The 20,531-nt window shown below is 63.9% G+C and carries 18 protein-coding genes; 17 read left to right on the top strand and 1 reads right to left on the bottom strand.

Annotated elements, in window-relative coordinates; all coding sequences use genetic code 11:
* Positions 1-274: 274 nt before the first annotated feature.
* Positions 275-2,212, top strand: coding sequence for a bifunctional 5-dehydro-2-deoxygluconokinase/5-dehydro-2-deoxyphosphogluconate aldolase (locus JFU57_RS20655; protein ID WP_201130616.1), 1,938 nt, complete (start codon positions 275-277; stop codon positions 2,210-2,212).
* Positions 2,213-2,302: 90 nt separating this feature from the next.
* Here the strand turns inward: JFU57_RS20655 and JFU57_RS20660 are convergent, their stop codons facing one another.
* A complete protein-coding gene (locus JFU57_RS20660; RefSeq protein WP_161955750.1) occupies positions 2,303-2,458 on the bottom strand; it encodes a hypothetical protein in 156 nt (51 codons plus the stop codon).
* Here JFU57_RS20660 and iolE point away from each other — a divergent pair.
* The 16 genes from iolE (at position 2,436) to JFU57_RS20740 (ending at position 20,509) form a co-directional block, all read left to right on the top strand.
* Positions 2,436-3,344, top strand: coding sequence for a myo-inosose-2 dehydratase (gene iolE / locus JFU57_RS20665; RefSeq protein WP_078471473.1), 909 nt, complete (start codon positions 2,436-2,438; stop codon positions 3,342-3,344). The genes JFU57_RS20660 and iolE overlap by 23 nt on opposite strands.
* On the top strand, positions 3,341-4,150 hold the full coding sequence (gene iolB / locus JFU57_RS20670; protein ID WP_201130617.1) for a 5-deoxy-glucuronate isomerase: 810 nt from the start codon (positions 3,341-3,343) through the stop codon (positions 4,148-4,150). The genes iolE and iolB overlap by 4 nt, the downstream gene beginning before the upstream one ends.
* Positions 4,151-4,186: 36 nt before the next feature.
* The gene (locus tag JFU57_RS20675) at positions 4,187-5,686 is read left to right on the top strand and encodes a CoA-acylating methylmalonate-semialdehyde dehydrogenase (RefSeq protein ID WP_201130618.1); all 1,500 of its coding nucleotides are present in this window, start codon (positions 4,187-4,189) and stop codon (positions 5,684-5,686) included.
* A gap of 34 nt (positions 5,687-5,720) precedes the next feature.
* Positions 5,721-6,542, top strand: a complete 822-nt coding sequence (locus JFU57_RS20680) for a TIM barrel protein (protein WP_201130619.1) — start codon at positions 5,721-5,723, stop codon at positions 6,540-6,542.
* 54 nt (positions 6,543-6,596) lie between these two features.
* Positions 6,597-8,534, top strand: a complete 1,938-nt coding sequence (gene iolD / locus JFU57_RS20685; RefSeq protein ID WP_201130620.1) for a 3D-(3,5/4)-trihydroxycyclohexane-1,2-dione acylhydrolase (decyclizing) — start codon at positions 6,597-6,599, stop codon at positions 8,532-8,534.
* A 34-nt stretch (positions 8,535-8,568) separates the two neighbouring features.
* Positions 8,569-9,594, top strand: a complete 1,026-nt coding sequence (locus JFU57_RS20690; protein WP_201130621.1) for a Gfo/Idh/MocA family protein — start codon at positions 8,569-8,571, stop codon at positions 9,592-9,594.
* Between the two features lie 186 nt (positions 9,595-9,780).
* Positions 9,781-10,641, top strand: a complete 861-nt coding sequence (locus JFU57_RS20695) for a sugar phosphate isomerase/epimerase family protein (protein WP_078471467.1) — start codon at positions 9,781-9,783, stop codon at positions 10,639-10,641.
* An 83-nt stretch (positions 10,642-10,724) separates the two neighbouring features.
* Positions 10,725-11,771: a Gfo/Idh/MocA family protein gene (locus JFU57_RS20700; RefSeq protein WP_201130622.1), complete on the top strand. Its 1,047-nt coding sequence runs from the start codon at positions 10,725-10,727 to the stop codon at positions 11,769-11,771.
* Between the two features lie 145 nt (positions 11,772-11,916).
* Positions 11,917-12,117 carry a hypothetical protein gene (locus JFU57_RS20705; protein ID WP_078471465.1) on the top strand — a complete coding sequence of 67 codons (201 nt, stop codon included), beginning with the start codon at positions 11,917-11,919 and terminating at the stop codon, positions 12,115-12,117.
* 54 nt (positions 12,118-12,171) lie between these two features.
* Complete coding sequence (locus JFU57_RS20710; RefSeq protein WP_078471464.1) at positions 12,172-13,098, top strand: sugar ABC transporter substrate-binding protein; 927 nt, start codon at positions 12,172-12,174, stop codon at positions 13,096-13,098.
* Positions 13,099-13,217: 119 nt separating this feature from the next.
* Positions 13,218-14,783, top strand: coding sequence for a sugar ABC transporter ATP-binding protein (locus JFU57_RS20715; RefSeq protein ID WP_201130623.1), 1,566 nt, complete (start codon positions 13,218-13,220; stop codon positions 14,781-14,783).
* Positions 14,784-14,852: 69 nt separating this feature from the next.
* Positions 14,853-15,875 carry an ABC transporter permease gene (locus JFU57_RS20720; RefSeq protein ID WP_020300609.1) on the top strand — a complete coding sequence of 341 codons (1,023 nt, stop codon included), beginning with the start codon at positions 14,853-14,855 and terminating at the stop codon, positions 15,873-15,875.
* Between the two features lie 216 nt (positions 15,876-16,091).
* Positions 16,092-17,441, top strand: coding sequence for a carbohydrate porin (locus JFU57_RS20725; RefSeq protein ID WP_201130624.1), 1,350 nt, complete (start codon positions 16,092-16,094; stop codon positions 17,439-17,441).
* Positions 17,442-17,771: 330 nt separating this feature from the next.
* Positions 17,772-18,176 (top strand): TraR/DksA family transcriptional regulator, encoded by a 405-nt coding sequence (locus JFU57_RS20730; RefSeq protein WP_020300610.1) that lies wholly within the window; start codon positions 17,772-17,774, stop codon positions 18,174-18,176.
* A gap of 785 nt (positions 18,177-18,961) precedes the next feature.
* Positions 18,962-20,194, top strand: coding sequence for a methyl-accepting chemotaxis protein (locus JFU57_RS20735; protein ID WP_446739676.1), 1,233 nt, complete (start codon positions 18,962-18,964; stop codon positions 20,192-20,194).
* Positions 20,195-20,305: 111 nt separating this feature from the next.
* The gene (locus tag JFU57_RS20740) at positions 20,306-20,509 is read left to right on the top strand and encodes a hypothetical protein (protein ID WP_078471461.1); all 204 of its coding nucleotides are present in this window, start codon (positions 20,306-20,308) and stop codon (positions 20,507-20,509) included.
* Positions 20,510-20,531 lie beyond the last annotated feature (22 nt).

The raw sequence follows: 20,531 nt of genomic DNA on the forward strand, positions 1-20,531 counted from the left end.
TGGGCATCCGTCCCCTGACAATAGGTGGGCTGTGCGCAGTCTACAGGTTAGGCACGCAGAAAATCTTGAGGCTGATGGCGTCGGGCCGATTGCTGAATCGATGCACGGCCTCTGGAGCGGTGCTTGAAAAGTTTATTGGAAAAAATATTCCATGTAAAAAATTTATAGAAAAAATATTGATTGGCGCCGACAGACGTTTTAGTCTGCATCCACCAAGAGTGTTCGGTGCCGGCAAGAGGGCGAACACAGGCTGATAAAAATAACAGGAGCCAGCATGGGCCAGACTCGTTTTGCCAGTGGGCGTCAATTGGATCTGATCTGCCTCGGACGCCTGGGCGTCGACCTCTATGCACAGCAGGTGGGTGCACGGCTGGAGGATGTCAGCAGTTTCGCCAAATACCTGGGCGGCTCGTCGGCGAACATCGCCTTCGGCACCGCGCGCCTGGGCCTCAAGTCGGCGATGTTGAGCCGGGTGGGGGACGACCACATGGGGCGTTTCCTGGTGGAGTCCCTGGCCCGCGAGGGCTGTGATGTCAGCGCAATCAAGGTCGACCCGCAACGCCTGACCGCCATGGTCCTGCTGGGCCTCAAGGACCGCGAGACCTTCCCCCTGGTGTTCTACCGCGAGAACTGCGCCGACATGGCGTTGCGCGCCGAAGACATCGATGAAGCCTTTATCGCGTCGAGCAAGGCGCTGTTGATCACCGGCACCCACTTCTCCACCGACGGCGTGTACCAGGCCAGCGTCCGGGCCCTGGATTACGCGCACAAACACCAGGTCCAGCGGGTACTGGATATCGACTATCGCCCGGTGCTCTGGGGCCTGGCCGGCAAGGCCGACGGTGAAACCCGGTTTGTCGCCGACCACCAGGTCAGCCAGCACGTGCAGCAGATCCTGCCGCGCTTCGACCTGATCGTCGGCACTGAAGAAGAGTTCCTGATTGCCGGCGGCAGCGAAGACCTGCTGACGGCGCTGCGCACCGTGCGTTCCCTGACCGCCGCGACCCTGGTGCTCAAGCTCGGCCCCCAAGGCTGCACGGTGATTCACGGGGCGATCCCGGCGCGCCTGGAAGACGGCGCGATCTACCCCGGGGTGCGGGTGGAAGTGCTAAACGTGCTCGGTGCCGGCGATGCCTTTATGTCCGGCTTCCTCAGCGGTTGGCTGGCGGATGCCAGCGACGAGCGCTGTTCGCAGTTGGCCAATGCCTGCGGCGGCCTGGTGGTGTCGCGCCATGCCTGCGCCCCGGCGATGCCAACCCCGGCCGAGCTGGAATACCTGTTCAACAGCCCGGTGCCGATTACCCGGCCGGACCGCGACCCGGTGCTGCAACGCCTGCATCAGGTCAGCGTGCCGCGCAAACACTGGAAGCAGCTGTTTATCTTCGCCTTCGATCACCGCTGGCAGTTGCTGGAGCTGGCGCAAAAAGACGGCCGCGACTCGGCCGCCATCAGCCAGCTGAAACTGCTGTTTATCCAGGCCGTGCAACGGGTTGAAAGCGACCTGCGCGAGCAGGGCGTCGAGGCCGATGTCGGGCTGCTGGCCGACCAGCGCTTCGGCCAGGATTCACTGAACGCCGCCACCGGTCGCGGCTGGTGGGTGGCGCGCCCGGTGGAGGTCCAGGGGTCGCGGCCACTGGCCTTTGAACACGGGCGTTCGATTGGCAGCAACCTCATTGCCTGGCCCCAGGAGCAGATCATCAAATGCCTGGTGCAATACCACCCGGATGACGAGCCGCTGCTGCGCCTGGAGCAGGAGGCCCAGCTCAAGGGCCTGTACCAGGCGGCGCAAGTCAGCGGGCATGAACTGCTGCTGGAAGTGATCCCGCCCAAGGACCACCCTTCGGCCCACCCGGACGTGCTCTACCGCGCGCTCAAGCGCCTGTACAACCTGGGCATCTTCCCCGCCTGGTGGAAGATCGAAGCCCAGAGCCGAGAACAGTGGCAACAGCTCGACGAACTGATCGAGGAACGCGACCCGTACTGCCGTGGCGTGGTGCTGCTGGGCCTCAATGCCCCGGCGGCCACCCTTGCCGAAGGCTTTCGCCAGGCCAGCCAGAGCCGCACCTGCCGTGGTTTTGCCGTGGGCCGCACGATCTTCCAGGAGCCAAGCCGGGCCTGGCTGGCGCAGGAAATCGACGATGAAACCTTGATCCGGCAAGTCCAGGCCACCTTCGTCGAACTGATCGACGCCTGGCGCCAGGCCCGTGACTGACTGATGAACACCGCCAGTGCTTCAGCTGCATCAACGGCGATCATTCGGGCCAGCGCAGCCTCGCTCCTCGGCAGCGCCTACAACGCCTGATCAGCCAACCCTGTAGCCGCAGCCGAAGGCTGCGCTGGCCAGCATGAACAGCGCTGTTTTCCAGATCCACGGACGACGATTTCCAGCCCAACCGCTCAACGTTTTTTGACGAACAACAATAAAAGGTAGCGCCATGCCCAGTATCAGAATTGGCATCAACCCGATCTCCTGGAGCAACGACGACTTGCCGTCCCTGGGCGGTGAAACGCCGCTGAGCACGGCCTTGAGCGAAGGCCGCGAGATCGGCTACGAAGGCTTCGAGCTCAACGGCAAGTTCCCCAGGGACGCCAAGGGCGTCGCTGATGTGCTGCGGCCCTACGGCCTGGCGCTGGTTTCGGGCTGGTATTCGAGCCAGTTGGCCCGGCGCTCGGCGGCCGAGGAGATCGACGCCATTGCCAGCCATGTCGAGCTGCTGGCGCAGAACGGGGCCAAGGTCCTGGTCTATGGCGAAGTCGCCGACTCGATCCAGGGCCAGCGCATTGCCCTGGTCGAGCGCCCGCGCTTTCACAGCCAGCAGGCCTGGCAGGCCTACGCCGACAAGCTCACCGAGCTGGCGCGCTTCACCCTGTCCCGGGGCGTGCGCCTGGCCTATCACCACCATATGGGGGCCTACGTCGAATCCCCGGCCGACATCGATCAGTTGATGCAACTGACCGGCCGTGAAGTTGGCCTGCTGTTCGATTCGGGCCACTGCTACATGGGCGGCGGCGAACCGCTGGAGGTGCTGCGCAAACACATCGACCGCGTGTGTCACGTGCATTTCAAGGACGTGCGCAAGCCGGTGGTGCAGTTGGCGCGCAATAACCTCTGGAGTTTCCCGGACTGCATCATCAACGGCACCTTTACCGTGCCCGGCGATGGCGACATCGACTTTGCCGCGCTGCTGGAGGTGTTGCTGGACGCCGACTACCAGGGCTGGCTGGTGGTCGAGGCGGAACAGGACCCGGCGGTGGCCCCCAGCTATGCCTACGCCAAGAAGGGCTACGAAACCCTGCGCCATTTGCTCGGCACGGCGCAGCACAGCCGGGGGGTGGCGCAATGAGCCTGCTGGTCAAGAGTGCTGCCAAGGGCCGGACCATGGTCCAGTTGCAGGAGGGCGAACTGACCTACGTCGGGTTTGCCGCCTATCGCCTGAGCCTCGGCGAAACCCTGCCGGTCAGCGCCGGGGACAAGGAGCTGTGCCTGGTGCTGCTCGGCGGCCGGGTGGATATTCGGGGCGAAGCGCCAGGGCAGGGCGGGTTCGCCTGGGAGAACCTGGGGGATCGGCAGTCGGTATTTGAAGACAAGTCGCCGTTCGCCGCCTACCTGCCGCCCGGCAGCCAGGCCCAGGTCACCGCCCTGAGCGATGTGCAGATCGCCGTCTGCGCCGCCCCCGGTGCCCCGGACAACCGTTTTGCCCCGCGCCTGATCCGTCCCGAACAGTGCAAGCGCAGCGTGCGTGGCAAGGGTGCCAACACCCGTTATGTGTGCGACATCCTGCCGGACACCGAGCCGGCTCACTCGCTGCTGGTGGTGGAGGTGCGCACGCCGTCCGGGCATTCCTCCAGCTACCCGCCGCACAAGCACGACACCGATGACCTGCCGCACCAGAGCTTTCTCGAGGAAACCTACTACCACCAGGTCAATCCGCCCCAGGGCTTCGTGTTCCAGCGGGTGTACACCGACGACCGCAGTATCGACCAGGCCATGGCCGTGGAAAACAGCGACCTGGTGGTGGTGCCCAAGGGTTATCACCCGGTCAGCGTGCCCTACGGCTACGAGTCCTATTACCTCAACGTCATGGCCGGGCCCAAGCGTGTCTGGCAGTTCCATAACGACCCCCGGCACAGCTGGCTGCTGGACCTCTGAGCCCAACCTTTCAACCCTTGAGGGAGCACAAGAACAATGAGCGATACCCCGGTAGTAGGTCATTACATCGACGGCCAGGTTCACACCCAGGGCGAGCGTTCGAGCCCGGTGTTCAACCCGGCCACGGGCGAGGTCCAGGCCCAGGTGGCCCTGGCCAGCCTGCAGACCGTGGAGCAGGCGGTGGCGTCGGCGCGCCGGGCGTTCCCGGCCTGGTCCGAGCAATCGGCACTGCGCCGTTCGCGGGTGATGTTCAAGTTCAAGGAACTGCTGGACCGTCACCATCAGGAGCTGGCGCAGATCATCACCCGCGAGCACGGCAAGGTGCTGTCCGACGCCATGGGCGAAGTCACCCGTGGCATCGAGATTGTCGAATACGCCTGTGGCGCACCGAGCCTGCTCAAGACCGATTTCAGCGACAACATCGGCGGCGGTATCGATAACTGGAACCTGCGCCAGCCCCTGGGCGTATGCGCCGGGGTCACCCCGTTCAACTTCCCGGTGATGGTGCCGCTGTGGATGATCCCCATGGCCCTGGTCACGGGTAACTGCTTCATCCTCAAGCCCTCCGAACGCGACCCGTCCGCCAGCCTGCTGATGGCTCGCCTGCTGACCGAAGCCGGCTTGCCCGATGGCGTATTCAATGTGGTGCAGGGCGACAAGGCCGCGGTGGATGGCCTGCTGCAACACCCGGACATCGAGGCGATCTCCTTTGTCGGTTCGACCCCGATTGCCGAGTACATCCACCAGCAGGCCAGTGCCCGAGGCAAGCGCGTGCAGGCCCTGGGCGGGGCCAAGAACCACATGATCGTGATGCCCGACGCCGACCTTGACCTGGCGGCGGACGCCCTGATCGGTGCGGCGTTCGGCTCGGCCGGCGAGCGCTGCATGGCGATTTCGATCGCGGTGGCGGTGGGCGAGGTAGGCGACGCGCTGATCGCCAAACTGCTGCCGCGCATCGATCGGCTCAAGGTCGGCAACGGCATGCAGGGCGACAGCGACATGGGGCCGCTGGTCACTGCGCAGCACAAGGCCAAGGTTGAAGGTTTTATCGACCAGGGCGTGGCCCAGGGCGCGCAGCTGTTGGTGGACGGGCGCCAGTTCAAGGTGCCGGGGGCGGAGCAGGGCTTTTTCGTCGGCGCCACCCTGTTCGATGGGGTGACCCCGCAGATGAGCATCTACCAGGAGGAAATCTTCGGCCCGGTGCTGGGCATCGTCCGCGTCGCGGATTTCGTCAGCGCGGTGGCCTTGATCAATGCCCACGAGTTCGGCAACGGCGTGTCCTGCTTCACCCGCGACGGTGGTGTGGCCCGGGCCTTTGCACGCACGATCAAGGTCGGCATGGTCGGCATCAACGTGCCGATTCCGGTACCCATGGCCTGGCACTCCTTTGGCGGCTGGAAGCGTTCGCTGTTCGGCGACCACCATGCCTATGGCGAAGAAGGCATGCGCTTTTACAGCCGCTACAAAAGCGTGATGCAGCGTTGGCCCGACAGCATTGCCAAAGGCCCTGAATTCAGCATGCCGACTGCCCAATAATTCACATCAACCCGTTGCGTTGCGGAGAACAAGAATGAGCCAGCCCCTGCGTTTCGCCTTGAACCGTATGGTTGCACCCCGTTTGTCCCTGCCTGAATTCATCAACCTCGCGGTCAGCCTCAAGGCCGACGCGATCGAAATCCGCAATGACCTCAAGGGGGTCGAGATTGAAGACGGCACGCCGCCGCAGGAGGTGCGCGAGCTGTGCGCGGCCCAGGGCATCAAGGTGCTGTCGATCAACGCCCTGTACCCCTTTGATGTGTGGAATGACCAGCGCCGGGAACAGGTGCTGAAACTGGCGGCCTATGCCCGCGATTGCGGCGCCGAAGGCCTGGTGATGTGCCCGTTGAATGACCCGGCCGACCCACGCAGCGAGGCCGAACGCAGCGCCGGCCTGCGCACCGCCTTGACCCAGCTGGCGCCGATCCTGCGGGAACACCGGCTGCTGGGTTTTATCGAGCCCCTGGGTTTTGAAGAGTGCGCGCTGCGGCGCAAGCGGGTGGCGGTGGACGCGATCCGCGCCATCGGTGGCCTGGATGTGTTCCGCCTGGTGCACGACACCTTCCACCATCACTTGGCCAGCGAGCATGAGTTCTTCCCTGAGCTGACCGGGCTGGTGCATATCTCCGGGGTCGAGGATGCCCAGGCGCCGCTGAACAGCATCCGCGACGGTCATCGGGTGCTGGTGGGCGAGGCGGACATCCTCGGCAATGCGGCGCAGATCGACACCCTGCTCAGCAGCGGTTATCGCGGCTACCTGTCGTTCGAACCGTTCGCCGACAGCGTGCATGGCCTGGCGGATATCCGGCAGGCCATCGGCGCCAGCATCACCCATTTGCGCCAAGCCCTGGCCTGAGCCGGGCCGAGCACCGTACACAGCAGGTTTTCGGTTTCTTTGGAAGGAACGGACATGAGTACGACACGATTGACCATGGCCCAGGCCCTGGTGAAATTCCTCGACAACCAGTACGTCGAGGTCGATGGGGTGCAGAGCAAGTTCGTCGCCGGGATCTTCACCATTTTTGGCCACGGTAATGTGCTCGGCCTGGGCCAGGCCCTGGAGCAGGACAGCGGCGATCTGCTGGTGCATCAGGGGCGCAACGAGCAGGGCATGGCCCATGCCGCCATCGGTTTTGCCAAGCAGCACCTGCGGCGCAAGATCTATGCCTGCAGTTCGTCGGTGGGCCCGGGCGCGGCCAATATGCTGACCGCCGCCGCCACGGCCACCGCCAACCGCATTCCCTTGCTGCTGCTCCCGGGGGATGTCTACGCCAGCCGCCAGCCGGACCCAGTGTTGCAGCAGATCGAGCAGTTCCATGACCTGAGCATCAGCACCAACGATGCGTTCAAGGCCGTGAGCAAATACTGGGACCGGATCAACCGCCCCGAGCAGTTGATGAGCGCGGCGATCCACGCCATGCGCGTGCTCACCGACCCCGCCGAAACCGGTGCGGTGACCCTGGCCTTGCCCCAGGATGTGCAGGCCGAGGCCTACGATTACCCGGACTACTTCCTGCAAAAACGCGTGCACCGCATCGACCGCCGGCCGCCCACCGAGGCCATGCTGGCCGACGCCGTGGCGGTGTTTCAGGGCAAGCGCAAGCCGCTGATCATCTGTGGCGGCGGGGTCAAATACGCCGGCGCCAACCAGGCCTTGCAGGCATTTGCCGAGCGCTTCGGGATTCCATTCGCCGAGACCCAGGCCGGCAAGAGCGCGCTGCTTTCCAGCCACCCGCTGAACCTCGGCGGCATCGGCGAGACCGGCTGCCTGGCGGCCAACCTGCTGGCGCCGGAAGCCGACCTGATCATCGGCATCGGCACCCGCTACAGCGACTTCACCACCGCCTCCAAATCCCTGTTCAAGCAGCCTCAGGTGCAGTTTCTCAACCTCAATATCAGCCCCTGCGATGCCCTGAAACTGGACGGCGTGCAGCTGCTGGCCGATGCCCGGATCGGCTTGCAGGCACTGAGCGAGGCCCTGGGGCGTAGCGACTATCAGGCGGCCTGGGGCGGGCAGGTCGAGGACGCCAGGGCGCAACTGGAGGCCGAGGTGGATCGGGTCTATCAGGTGCACTACCAAAGTGACGGCTTCGTCCCGGAAATCAACGATCACCTGGACCCGGCGGTGCTGCGGGAATTTATCGAACTGACCGGCTCCTGCCTGACCCAGAGCCGGGTGCTGGGGGTGCTCAACCAGGCCCTGGCCGACGATGCGGTGATTGTCGCCGCCGCCGGCAGTTTGCCCGGCGACCTGCAGCGCAGCTGGCGCAGCAAGGGGGTCAACACCTACCACGTGGAGTACGGCTATTCGTGCATGGGCTACGAGGTCAGCGCGGCGCTGGGGGTCAAGCTGGCCGAGCCCGAACGTGAGGTCTATGCGCTGGTGGGGGATGGCTCGTACCTGATGCTGCACTCGGAGCTGGTCACCTCGATCCAGGAGCGGCGCAAGATCAATGTGGTGCTGCTGGACAACATGACCTTCGGTTGCATCAACAACCTGCAGATGGAACACGGCATGGACAGCTTCGGCACCGAGTTCCGTTTCCGCAACCCGGACACCGGCAAGCTCGACGGCGGCTTCGTGCCGGTGGACTTTGCCATGAGCGCCGCGGCCTATGGCTGCAAGACCTACAAGGTCAGCACCGAGGAGCAATTGCAGGCGGCCCTGGCGGATGCCCGGACCCAGACTGTGTCGACCCTGATCGATATCAAGGTCCTGCCCAAGACCATGATCCACAAGTACCTGTCCTGGTGGCGGGTAGGGGTGGCCCAGGTCTCCACCAGCGCCCGCACCGACGCGGTGGCCAAGACCCTCAACGAACGCCTGGCCAAGGCCCGGCAGTACTGATTGCCCTGAACTGAACAACCGCAGGAGTGTAGCCATGTCTTCGTCGTCTCATTCGTTAAAACTGGGCGTTATCGGCACCGGTGCCATTGGCCAGGATCACATTCGCCGTTGCAGCCAGACCCTGCTCAACAGCCAGGTGGTGGCCGTCACCGACATCAATTTGCAGCAGGCGGCCAAGGTCGTGGCCGACCTGGACCTGGGCGCCGAGGTCTACCCCGACGGTCACCGGTTGATCAACGCGCCGGAGGTCGAGGCGTTGCTGGTGACCTCCTGGGGCCCCAGCCATGAAGAGTTCGTGCTGGCGGCCATCGCCGCGGGCAAGCCAGTGTTCTGCGAGAAGCCGCTGGCGGTGACCGCGGCAGGCTGCCGCCGCATCGTCGAAGCCGAGGTGGCCCACGGCAAGCGCCTGGTGCAGGTCGGTTTCATGCGCCCTTATGACCAGGGTTACCGCGCACTCAAGGCGGTGATCGACAGCGGCCAGATCGGCGAACCGTTGATGCTGCACTGCGCCCACCGCAACCCGACTGTGGGCGAGAACTACAAGACCGACATGGCCATTACCGACACCCTGATCCACGAGCTGGACGTACTGCGCTGGTTGCTGGCCGACGATTATGTGTCGGTGCAGGTGGTGTTCCCGCGCAAGACCAGCAAGGCCCATGCGCACCTCAAGGACCCGCAGATCGTGTTGTTGGAAACCGCCAAGGGCACGCGCATCGACGTCGAGGTGTTCGTCAACTGCCAGTACGGCTACGACATCCAGTGCGAAGTGGTGGGGGAGAGCGGTATCGCCCGTCTGCCGGAGCCGTCCCAGGTGCAACTGCGCAGCGGCGCCAAACTGTCCAACGCGATTCTGATGGACTGGAAAGACCGGTTTATCGCCGCCTATGACGTCGAGTTGCAGGCCTTTATCGACGGCGTGCGTGCCGGCAAGGTCGGCGGCCCTTCGGCCTGGGACGGCTTTGCCGCGGCGGTGGCCGCCGATGCCTGTGTCGAGGCCCAGGGCAGCGGCGCAATCGTCAACATCACCCTGCCGGACCGCCCGGCGTTTTATGGCTGATACCCGATCCCAAACGAAACCCTGGAGCTCGAATCCCACACCCTGTAGCCGCTGCCGAGCTCCGCGAGGCCCGAGTGGGCGCCGCAGGAGTGTCAGGTGTCAGCAAGGCGCTGCGGATGGCCAGCGTCCGCACGCGGCCCGAGGATTCAGGGCCCGTTGAGCCAATTTTTGAGGGAGTAACACCCTATGCGTATTGCACTCGATCCATATATGTATCGCCATCTGCCCTTGAACCAGATGACCGACAAGGCAGCGGAACTGGGCTACGAGTACATCGAACTTTCGCCCCGGGAAGACTTCATGCCGTTCTACAAGGCGCCACGGGTCGACCGGGCGCGGATCAAGGAGTTTCGCAAGGCCTTGAGCGACAGCGGGGTCAAGCTCTCCTCGCTGTTGCCCATGTACCACTGGGCCAGCGCCGATGAAGGCTTGCGGGTGGCGGCGGTGCGCAACTGGAAACGCGCGATCCAGATCGCCGTCGAGATGGACTGCGAGCTGGTCAACAGCGAGTTCACCGGCCAGTCGGACAAGGCCCTGGTGTGCGAGAACCAGTTCATGCGCTCCATGGACGAGCTGATGCCGGAGTTTGAACGCGAGGGTGTCAAACTCAATATCCAGGCGCACCCCTACGATTTCTGCGAGCGCAACAATGAGGCGGTGGACATCATCCGTGGCCTGGACCGGGACTGGATCAACTACGTCTACGCCGCGCCGCACACCTTCTTCTATGACGACGGCAAAGGCGATATCGCGCCGATGCTCAAGTACGCCGGCGACAAACTGGCGCACCTGATCATTGCCGACACCTATAACCACCGGGCCTCGTCGGGCCAGCGCTACATCGTCAACCCACCGGGCGTGCACGCTACCGTGCACCAGCACCTGGACATCGGCCAGGGCGAAGTGGATTGGGAAACCTTCTTCTCCACCCTGCGCGAGATCCGCTTCGATGGCATTGCCACGGTCTCGGTGTTCGCCTGGGAAGACCGCCCCGATCAGTCCAGCCTGATGATGCTTGAGCGCGTCAAAAGTGAGCTGTGCCGCTAAACCGCAACCCCTACCCAACGGCAGGCGCCAGGCCGCATGTGCTCTTGCGGCCCTGGCGCGCCGCCCCACCAGCAGGAGGATGTATGCGTATAGGTCTTGTCGGATACGGCCATGGCGGCCGTCACTTTCATGCGCCGCTGATTGCCAGCTTGCCCGGCGCGCAGTTTGTCGGGGTCGTCACCCGTTCGGCCGAGCGCCGGCAGTTGCTGGCCCAGGATCACCCGGGCCTGGCGGCGTTCGACAGCATCGGCCAACTGGCCGAGGCCGGAGTCGATGTGCTGGTGGTCTCGACGCCGCTGGCAGGGCGCCCGGCGCTGGTGCTGGAGGCGATCGAACGCGGCATCGCGGTGGTCAGTGACAAGCCTTTCGCGACCGATGCACCACAGGCGGCGTTGCTGATCGACAGCGCCGCGGCGCGCCAGGTGCCCCTCAGCGTTTACATGAACCGGCGCTGGGACTCGGACTTTCTCACGGTGCGCAAACTGATCGAGTCCGGCACCCTGGGCCGGATCACCCGTTTCGAATCCAAGGTCGAACGCTACGCGCCGCAGTCGCTGGGCAATGACAGTGGCGGCGGCTTCCTTCGGGACCTGGGCAGCCACCTGGTGGATCAGGCGCTGCAACTGTTCGGGCCGGTGGCGCGGGTGTATGCCGAGCTGCACTACACCCCCGAGGAGCCGGAGGTCGACCACGGCTTTTTTGTGTCCCTGAGTCACGTCAACGGGGTGGTGTCCCATCTGGCCGGCAGTTGCCTGCAAAACAGCCAGGGGCCGCGTTTTCGGGTCAATGGCACGGCCGGTTGTTACACGGTCGATGGCCTGGATGGCCAGGAACAGGCGCTGGTGGCCGGTCTTTCGCCGAAAACCGAAGGCGAGCGCTGGGGCGTCGAAGAGCATCGGCGCTGGGGCTGGTTCGAGCAGGGCCAGGAACGCGAGCGCATCACCTCCGAGCGCGGGGCCTGGAATCAGTTCTATCAGCAGCTGTTGCAAGCGCTGGAACAGGGGACAGCACTGCCCGTGGACCCCGCCGATGCGCTGGCCACCACCCAGGTGCTGGACGCCGCGCGGCTAAGCTGGCTGCGGCGCCAGGTGGTGGAATTGGCAACGGTTTCCAGCCCGGAACAAAATTAGAATAAAATTCTAAAATGAGTTGATATAGAAATTATTTTCCAATAAAGTCATTTCCAGGTTGCCGACTATCGAAGGCTCCGATGGGCTTCAGGCACTGCTTGATTCCCTGGAGAGCCTGCCAACAAAAACAAATCAGGTGCCGTCGATGAAAACCTCCAACAGTGCGTCGCACGTTCTGCCTTCCACGTCCCAGCCACGCTCCAGCCATGTTCCGAGCGACCCCGAACTGCCCCGGGCCGTGCACCTTTCTGTGTTCCAGTATTTTTTCGGCCTGTTGTGCATCGAGCACAACGGTGCGCTGGTGTGCTGCATTCCCGGCGCGCCCATCGTGCGCCTGCCGCACTGAGTTGCTTCTGCGCCTTATCCATAAAACCTACAAGAATGTGGAGAAAGACCTTTCATGAAGACCAAGACCCGTTTCGCCACGCTGGCCCTGTCACTGATGCTGAGCAGCGGCGCGGCCTTCGCCGACCTGAAGATCGGCGTGAGCATGTCGCAGTTCGATGACACCTGGCTGACCTACCTGCGCGAGTCCATGGACCACAAGGCCAAGTCCCTGCCCGATGGGGTCAAGTTGCAGTTCGAGGACGCCCGCAGCGACGTGGTCAAGCAACTGAGCCAGGTCGAAAGTTTTATCAGCCAGAAAGTCGATGCCATCGTGGTCAACCCGGTGGATACCGCCGCCACCCGGAAAATCACCGAAGCGGCGGTCAAGGCCGGCATTCCCCTGGTCTACGTCAACCGCCGCCCGGATGACCTGAACCTGCCCAAGGGCGTGGTCACCGTGGCCTCCAACGACCTGGAAGCGGGGCAGATGCAGATGCAGTACCTGGCCGAGAAGATGGGCGGCAAGGGCGACATCGTGATCCTCCTCGGCGACCTGGCGAACAACTCCACCACTAACCGCACCAAGGGCGTCAAGGAAGTGCTGGCCAAGTACCCGGGGATCAAGGTCGACCAGGAACAGACCGGCATCTGGCTGCGGGATAAAGGCATGACCCTGGTCAACGACTGGCTGACCCAGGGCCGCAAGTTCGACGCCATCGTTTCCAACAACGACGAAATGGCCATCGGCGCCTCCATGGCCCTCAAGCAGGCCGGGGTGGAGAAGGGCAGCGTGCTGATCGCCGGGGTCGACGGTACGCCCGACGGCCTGCGTGCGGTGAAGAAGGGCGACCTGACGGTCTCGGTGTTCCAGGATGCCAAGGGCCAGGCCGATGGCTCGATCGATACCGCGGTGAAGATGATCAAGCATGAGCCGGTGGAACAAGCTGTCTGGGTGCCTTATCGCCTGATCACCCCGGACAACGTCGACCAGTTCAAGTAATGCCGCTGACCTCGCCCCGGCGCCAGAGCGGCGGGGCATCGACACCGTCATCGTCCGTTCAATAACAACAATAAGCGGCCAGGCAGCCTCGGGCCGCCTGGCTGATGGAGTACCTGATCATGTTCTCTCGCGCGACTGCTGTGAGCACTGCGCCGCTGGCGATTCCGCCCGGCGCCCTGGCCACGGATGAACCCTACCTGCTGGAAGTGATCAACGTCAGCAAGGGCTTTCCCGGTGTGATTGCCCTGTCCGATGTGCAGCTGCGGGTGCGCCCGGGCACGGTGCTGGCGCTGATGGGCGAGAACGGTGCGGGCAAGTCGACCCTGATGAAAATCATCGCCGGCATTTACCAGCCCGATGCCGGCGAGTTGCGGCTCAAGGGCCGGCCCGTGGTGTTCGACACGCCGCTTGCGGCGTTGCAGGCGGGGATCGCGATGATCCACCAGGAACTCAACCTGATGCCGCACATGAGCATCGCCGAAAATATCTGGATCGGCCGTGAGCAACTCAACGGCCTGCACATGATCGATCACCGCGAGATGCACCGCTGCACCGCCCGGCTGCTGGAGCGCCTGCGCATCGACCTCGACCCCGAGGAGCAGGTGGGCAACCTGAGCATCGCCGAACGGCAGATGGTCGAGATTGCCAAGGCGGTGTCCTACGACTCCGATGTGCTGATCATGGATGAGCCGACCTCGGCCATCACCGACAAGGAGGTGGCGCACCTGTTTTCGATCATTGCCGACCTCAAGGCCCAGGGTAAGGGCATCATCTATATCACCCACAAAATGAATGAAGTGTTCGCCATCGCCGATGAAGTCGCGGTGTTTCGCGACGGCGCCTACATCGGCCTGCAACGCGCCGACAGCATGGACGGCGACAGCCTGATCTCGATGATGGTCGGGCGCGAGCTGAGCCAGTTGTTCCCGGTGCGGGAAAAGCCCATCGGCGATCTGCTGCTGTCGGTGCGCGACCTGCGCCTGGACGGGATCTTCGCCGGGGTGTCGTTCGACTTGCACGCCGGGGAGATTCTCGGCATCGCCGGGCTGATGGGCTCGGGGCGGACCAACGTCGCCGAAACCCTGTTCGGCATCACCCCCAGCGACGGCGGCGAAATCCGCCTCGACGGCCAGCCATTGCGCATCGGCAACCCGCACCTGGCCATCGAGAAGGGCTTTGCCCTGCTGACCGAGGATCGCAAGCTCAGTGGCCTGTTCCCCTGCCTGTCGGTCCTGGAAAACATGGAGGTGGCGGTGCTGCCCCATTACGCCGGCGGTGGTTTCGTCCAGCAAAAGGCCTTGCGTGCCCTGTGCGAGGACATGTGCCAGAAGCTGCGGGTCAAGACCCCGTCGCTGGAGCAGTGCATCGACACCCTGTCGGGCGGCAATCAGCAAAAGGCCCTGCTGGCGCGCTGGCTGATGACCAACCCGCGGATCCTGATCCTCGACGAGCCGACCCGCGGCATCGACGTCGGGGCCAAGGCCGAGATCTATCGGCTGATCTCGTTCCTCGCCAGCGAGGGCATGGCGGTGATCATGATTTCCTCGGAACTCCCCGAAGTGCTGGGCATGAGTGACCGGGTCATGGTCATGCACGAAGGCGAGCTGATGGGCACCCTCGACCGTGCCGAAGCGACTCAGGAACGTGTCATGCAACTGGCCTCGGGCATGGCCCTGGTCCACTAGTTCTTACAGGCATTGAGGTCGAGGGCGCAGTGGTTCGCCGTCGGCCACGGACATAAAAGGTGAATGGTTATGAACGCGATACTGGAAAACAAACCTGCCACGGCGCCGACCCGAGCGCGTCGTCGGTTGCCGACCGAGCTGAGTATTTTCCTGGTGCTGATCGGCATCGGTCTGGTCTTCGAAGTGTTCGGCTGGATCGTGCGTGATCAAAGCTTCCTGATGAACTCCCAGCGCCTGGTGCTGATGATCTTGCAGGTGTCGATCATCGGCCTGCTGGCCATCGGCGTGACCCAGGTGATCATCACCACCGGCATCGACCTGTCGTCTGGCTCGGTGCTGGCGCTGTCGGCGATGATCGCCGCCAGCCTGGCGCAGACCTCGGACTTTGCCCGGGCGGTGTTCCCCTCATTGACCGACCTTCCGGTGTGGATCCCGGTGATCGCCGGGCTGGGGGTCGGGCTGCTGGCGGGGGCGATCAACGGCAGCATCATCGCCATCACCGGTATCCCTCCCTTTATTGCCACCCTCGGCATGATGGTTTCGGCCCGGGGCCTGGCCCGCTACTACACCGAAGGCCAGCCGGTGAGCATGCTCTCGGACTCCTACACCGCCATCGGCCACGGGGCGATGCCGGTGGTGATTTTCCTGGTGGTGGCGGTGATCTTCCACATCGCCCTGCGCTACACCAAGTACGGCAAGTACACCTACGCCATCGGCGGCAATATGCAGGCGGCGCGGACCTCGGGGATCAACGTCAAGCGCCACCTGGTGATCGTCTACAGCATCGCCGGGCTGCTGGCGGGCCTGGCCGGGGTGGTGGCCTCGGCACGGGCCGCCACCGGGCAGGCGGGGATGGGCATGTCCTATGAACTGGACGCCATCGCCGCGGCCGTGATCGGCGGCACCAGCCTGGCCGGTGGGGTCGGGCGCATCACCGGCACCGTGATCGGCGCGTTGATCCTCGGGGTCATGGCCAGCGGCTTTACCTTTGTCGGGGTCGATGCCTACATCCAGGACATCATCAAGGGCCTGATCATTGTGGTGGCGGTGGTCATCGACCAGTACCGCAACAAGCGCAAGCTCAAGCGCTGATGCGCACATCGCGCCCTTGACCACAGGCACCGCGGCTGGCTTGCCAGCCCCTGTGCAGCAAGGGCCGGGGCCGGTGTCGCGCCTTGTCGCCACCGGCCCCGGTCACGGTCCGGCCACGATCGACCCGGGCTGACCGAAGACCTGCCAATACCCGCAGCACCCCCACAACCCGCATCAAAAAAACCTTAACAACAATAAATAGAGGTGAGCTTTGCCATGGGCGCAAGAAAAGACCCGCGTTACCTTTCCCCCTGCCTGTTGCTGGCAGCCATCGGTTTTGCCGACCACGGCCAGGCGGCGGACGCGTTCGCTGCCGACTCGAAATGGCTGACCGGCGACTGGGGCGGCCTGCGTACCGAGTGGCTGAATAAAGGCTACGACGTCCAGCTCGAGCACGGTGGCGAGTTCGCCAGCAACCTCAAGGGCGGTTACAACGACGACCGGACCGCGCGCTGGACCGAGCAGTTCGTGTTCGGTCTCAAGGTCGATCTGCAAAAGGCCATGGGCCTGGAGAATGCCCAGTTCAAACTGGCGATCACCGAGCGCGACGGCCGCAGCCTGACCAACGACCGCATCGCCGACCCGCGGGTTGGCGGCTACACCTCGTCCCAGGAAGTCTATGGCCGTGGGCAGACCTGGCGCCTGACCCAGCTGTGGTTCAGCAAGGGCTTTTTGCAGGACGGGGCGCTGGACGTGAAGCTCGGTCGCTTCGGCCCCGGAGAAGACTTCAACAGCTTTCCCTGCGACTTCCAGAGCCTGACCTTCTGCGGTTCCCAGGTCGGCAACTGGGCGGGGGGCATCTGGTACAACTGGCCGGTCAGCCAATTGGCCGGGCGGGTCAGGTACAGCATCAACCCGCAGTGGTTCGTGCAGATCGGCGCCTACAACCAGAACCCGTCGAACCTGGAGACCGGCAATGGCTTCAAGCTCGACGGCAGTGGCACCCAGGGCACGCTCCTGCCGGTGGAGGTGGTGTGGTCGCCCAAGGTCAACGGTCTGCCCGGCGAGTACCGCGCCGGTTACTACTACAGCACGGCCAAGGCCAACGACGTGCTCAAGGACCTCAACGGCCAGCCGCAACCTCTGACCGGCAATGACCTGCGCACCCATGGCAGCAAGTCCGGCTACTGGCTGGTGGCCCAGCAGCAGGTGACTCGGCATGCCGGGGACGCCAGCCGTGGCCTGTCGTTGTTCGCCAACCTGACCCTGCATGACAAGGACACCAATCAGGTCGACCACTTCATCCAGGCCGGGCTGGTGTACAACGGGCCGTTCGATGCACGGCCCAAGGACGCCATCGGTTTTGGCGTGGCCCGGGTGCACACCAACAGCGATTATCGCGAGCGCGCCCAGTTGCAGAACCAGGTCAACGGCATCGGCGATTACGACAACCCCGGCTATATCCCGTTGCAGCGCAGTGAATACAGTTCGGAGTTGTACTACGGGGTTCACGTCACCCAGTGGCTGACGGTACGGCCGAACCTGCAATACGTGAAAAATCCGGGCGGCGTGCGCGAAGTGGATTCGGCAGTCATCGGCGGGGTCAAGGTCGAGACGGTGTTCTGAAAAAGCGGTTTTTCAGGGGGCAGTGCCCGGTTTTTCTCGAATGGCACTGCCGTTTGTCTTCTAAAAGACCCCTCAGGATGGAATTTTTTGTTATAAACGCACTCCGATCTGTACCGACAAAGCCCGCAATAGCGGGCTTTCGGCGCTTTGTCGGACAGATTGACTCTCATTTCAGTTGCTGAGGCCTCAAACCGGCCTTAGACTGCCGCCCCTCGTAAATTGAGTGCCGGGTGGCGCTTGGAATGTATGGCGCCTTTCCAGAGACCCCAGAGGGTCGACCGGAACGCTCCCTAATTCGCCTTAATGCACGTATTTTTTATAGAGAAATCAATGACAAAGGAAAAGTTGCTGGCCATGCCGGCGGATGACTACATGAATGCCGAGCAACTGGCTTTTTTCACTGAGCTGCTGCAAGCCATGAAGGTGGAAACCCACGAGCGCATCGAGCAGAACCGCATCGCCATTGAAAGCCTGGACACCCCGGCTGACCCGGCCGACGCCGCTTCGGTCGAAGAAGAGCGCACCTGGCTGGTCAACTCCATCGACCGCGACCAGCGCATGCTGCCGCAGCTCGAACAGGCCCTGGGTCGGATCGGTGACGACAGCTTCGGCTGGTGCGACGACAGCGGCGAGGCCATCGGCCTCAAGCGCCTGTTGATCAGCCCGACCACCAAGTACTGCATCGAAGCCCAAGAGCGCCACGAGCAGATCGACAAGCACCAGCGCCAAGCCTGATGCCATCAGCGCCGCCGCTACGCCGGCGGCGCCAAGTCCCAGATTTTTGCCTTTGGCCTGTGGCCGCTGCCGCAGGCTGCACGGGCCCGTCCAAACACCGCACATTTACCTGACTCCCCCACGGCGTCCATCCCGGCCAGCGCAGTCCCGTGCCTCGGCAGCGGCTACACAAACCTCCTCATGTATCCGACACGCCACAGCGCACTCAGGGTCAGCGCATCCCGACGGCAGCGGTTATAGGATCATTTTGATATTGCTGCTGACATCGAAAATCCCCGCCAACTGACTGACCCCATCCATTGACCTGCTGCAACCCCCCGACTAAGGGACCATGGATAATGGCGTTCTAGTATCGTCTAATGCTTGCAAACAATTAGAAACTGCTCGGGGTAATCAATGTGACAAGGGACGGATCTCTATCGGTTGCCGCTGCGCAACCGGCTCAACTACCCGACACCGCCAGCCGCTGGTGGGCGCCGACTCTGCAGAGCATCGCCCTGATGCTGCTGTTAAGTGGCCTGGCCCTGTGGGGCTGGCCGCTGTACCTGTGCCTGCCACTGGCGGTGCTGGTGATCTGGCTGCCGCGCCTGCGCTCGCGCAAGGTGCCCGTGGCCAGTGTGTCTGCCGAGCAGGGCGACATGGCCGCGCTGACCCGCGACCTGTCCTACAGCACCAGCCATAACGCGTTGTCCGCCGCCGGCGTGGCGTTTTCGGTGAAGCAGCTGGCAGGCAAACTGCAATCCCAGCTCGATTCGGCGGCGCGGATTGTCAGCAGTGCCGAGGTCATGATCCAGACCGAGCAGGCCACCTCTCAGCTCAGCCGCGAGGCCCTGGGCGCCGCCAGCCAGGCCCACGAGCGCAGTGCCGAAGGCCGCAGCGTGCTGGCCGAGTCCATCACCCGCATGCACCAGCTCAGCCAGCGCGCCAATGCCAGCCGCGAATTGATCGAAGCCCTGAGCCAGCGCAGCGAAGAGATCCAGCGCGTGACCCTGGTCATCCAGTCGATTGCCAGCCAGACCAATCTGTTGGCGCTCAACGCCGCCATCGAAGCTGCGCGGGCCGGCGAGCATGGCCGCGGCTTTGCGGTGGTGGCCGATGAAGTGCGCGGCCTGGCCGGACGCACGGCCACGGCCACCGACGAGGTCGGGGTGATGGTGGCGGATATCCAGCAGCGCACGGCCCAGGTGGTGGAGCAGATCCGCCAGCTGTCCGCCGACCTCACCATTGGGGTGGAGCAGGTCGAGCACACCGGCCAACACCTGGAAGACATCGCGCGCCTGGCGGCCGGGGTCGAAGGCCAGGTCAGCGAGATTGCCCGGGGTGCGCAAACCAACCGCGAACAGCTGGACAGCCTGTTCCATGCGGTGGAGCAGATGCGTAGCGACCTGGCCATCAGCGACCAGCAGACCCGCAGCCTGGCCGACGCCGCGGTGCAGATGGAGGGCCAGGCCGAAACCATCAGCGAGCGCCTGGCCGAGGTCGGCCTGGACGATTATCACCAGCGGGTCTACGACCTGGCCCGGGAGGGGGCGAACCGCATCGCGCAGCAGTTCGAGACCGATGTGGAGCACAACCGGGTTGCCCTCGACGATTTGTTCGACCGCAGCTACCAACTGATCCCCAACACGGCACCGGCCAAGTACCAGACCCGTTTCGACCGCTACACCGACCAGGTGCTGCCGGCGATCCAGGAGTCATTGCTGACCCGCCACGACGGTCTGGTGTTTGCCATCGCCTGCACCCCTCAGGGTTATGTGCCCACCCACAACCAGGTGTTTTCCCAGCCACTGACCGGCGACCCCCAGGTCGACACCCTGCATAACCGCACCAAGCGCAAGTTCGAGGACCGCACCGGCATCCGCTGTGGCAGCCATCAGCAGGCGCTGCTGCTACAGACCTACACCCGCGACACCGGCGAACTGATGCACGACCTGTCGGTGCCGATCATGGTCAAGGGGCGGCACTGGGGTGGCCTGCGCCTGGGCTACAAACCCGAGCAGGCCGCACCGCGCCGGTAATTGTTGCCGCGGCTGCAACAAAGCTGTGCAGGACGCGGCTGTTTCCCGGGACCGGAAATGATTAGCATGGCCAACATCGTTAGCCTGCTAACTACTTCCGGAGGGAATGCGATGCACAGCAGAGTCGATGTCGCCGTCATGATTGGCAGCGGTGTACCGCCCAGCCTGCGTGCCCTGGGGCGCAGTGTGTGCTGGGTAGTCCTGCTCAACGGTGAGCAGCGCGGTACGGCGTTCGCCAGCCGCGATGAGGCCGAGGAGTGCCGCGCCGCCTGGCAGGCGCAACTTGCAGCGGCCGAGCCTGCCCGCCTGCATTGATCCTGTCGCCGAACCGCCCTTG

It is taken from the genome of Pseudomonas sp. TH07 (genome assembly GCF_016651285.1).
Lineage (GTDB): Bacteria > Pseudomonadota > Gammaproteobacteria > Pseudomonadales > Pseudomonadaceae > Aquipseudomonas.

Coding starts and splice junctions, on each gene's coding strand:
- JFU57_RS20695 (WP_078471467.1), top strand. CDS start 9,781: ATGCGTATTGCACTCGATCCATATATGTATCGCCATCTGCCCTTGAAC.
- JFU57_RS20720 (WP_020300609.1), top strand. CDS start 14,853: ATGAACGCGATACTGGAAAACAAACCTGCCACGGCGCCGACCCGAGCG.
- JFU57_RS20690 (WP_201130621.1), top strand. CDS start 8,569: ATGTCTTCGTCGTCTCATTCGTTAAAACTGGGCGTTATCGGCACCGGT.
- JFU57_RS20655 (WP_201130616.1), top strand. CDS start 275: ATGGGCCAGACTCGTTTTGCCAGTGGGCGTCAATTGGATCTGATCTGC.
- JFU57_RS20680 (WP_201130619.1), top strand. CDS start 5,721: ATGAGCCAGCCCCTGCGTTTCGCCTTGAACCGTATGGTTGCACCCCGT.
- JFU57_RS20735 (WP_446739676.1), top strand. CDS start 18,962: ATGATCCAGACCGAGCAGGCCACCTCTCAGCTCAGCCGCGAGGCCCTG.
- JFU57_RS20660 (WP_161955750.1), bottom strand. CDS start 2,458: ATGCCAATTCTGATACTGGGCATGGCGCTACCTTTTATTGTTGTTCGT.
- JFU57_RS20725 (WP_201130624.1), top strand. CDS start 16,092: ATGGGCGCAAGAAAAGACCCGCGTTACCTTTCCCCCTGCCTGTTGCTG.
- JFU57_RS20715 (WP_201130623.1), top strand. CDS start 13,218: ATGTTCTCTCGCGCGACTGCTGTGAGCACTGCGCCGCTGGCGATTCCG.
- iolB (WP_201130617.1), top strand. CDS start 3,341: ATGAGCCTGCTGGTCAAGAGTGCTGCCAAGGGCCGGACCATGGTCCAG.
- JFU57_RS20700 (WP_201130622.1), top strand. CDS start 10,725: ATGCGTATAGGTCTTGTCGGATACGGCCATGGCGGCCGTCACTTTCAT.
- iolE (WP_078471473.1), top strand. CDS start 2,436: ATGCCCAGTATCAGAATTGGCATCAACCCGATCTCCTGGAGCAACGAC.
- JFU57_RS20710 (WP_078471464.1), top strand. CDS start 12,172: ATGAAGACCAAGACCCGTTTCGCCACGCTGGCCCTGTCACTGATGCTG.
- JFU57_RS20675 (WP_201130618.1), top strand. CDS start 4,187: ATGAGCGATACCCCGGTAGTAGGTCATTACATCGACGGCCAGGTTCAC.
- JFU57_RS20730 (WP_020300610.1), top strand. CDS start 17,772: ATGACAAAGGAAAAGTTGCTGGCCATGCCGGCGGATGACTACATGAAT.
- iolD (WP_201130620.1), top strand. CDS start 6,597: ATGAGTACGACACGATTGACCATGGCCCAGGCCCTGGTGAAATTCCTC.
- JFU57_RS20705 (WP_078471465.1), top strand. CDS start 11,917: ATGAAAACCTCCAACAGTGCGTCGCACGTTCTGCCTTCCACGTCCCAG.
- JFU57_RS20740 (WP_078471461.1), top strand. CDS start 20,306: ATGCACAGCAGAGTCGATGTCGCCGTCATGATTGGCAGCGGTGTACCG.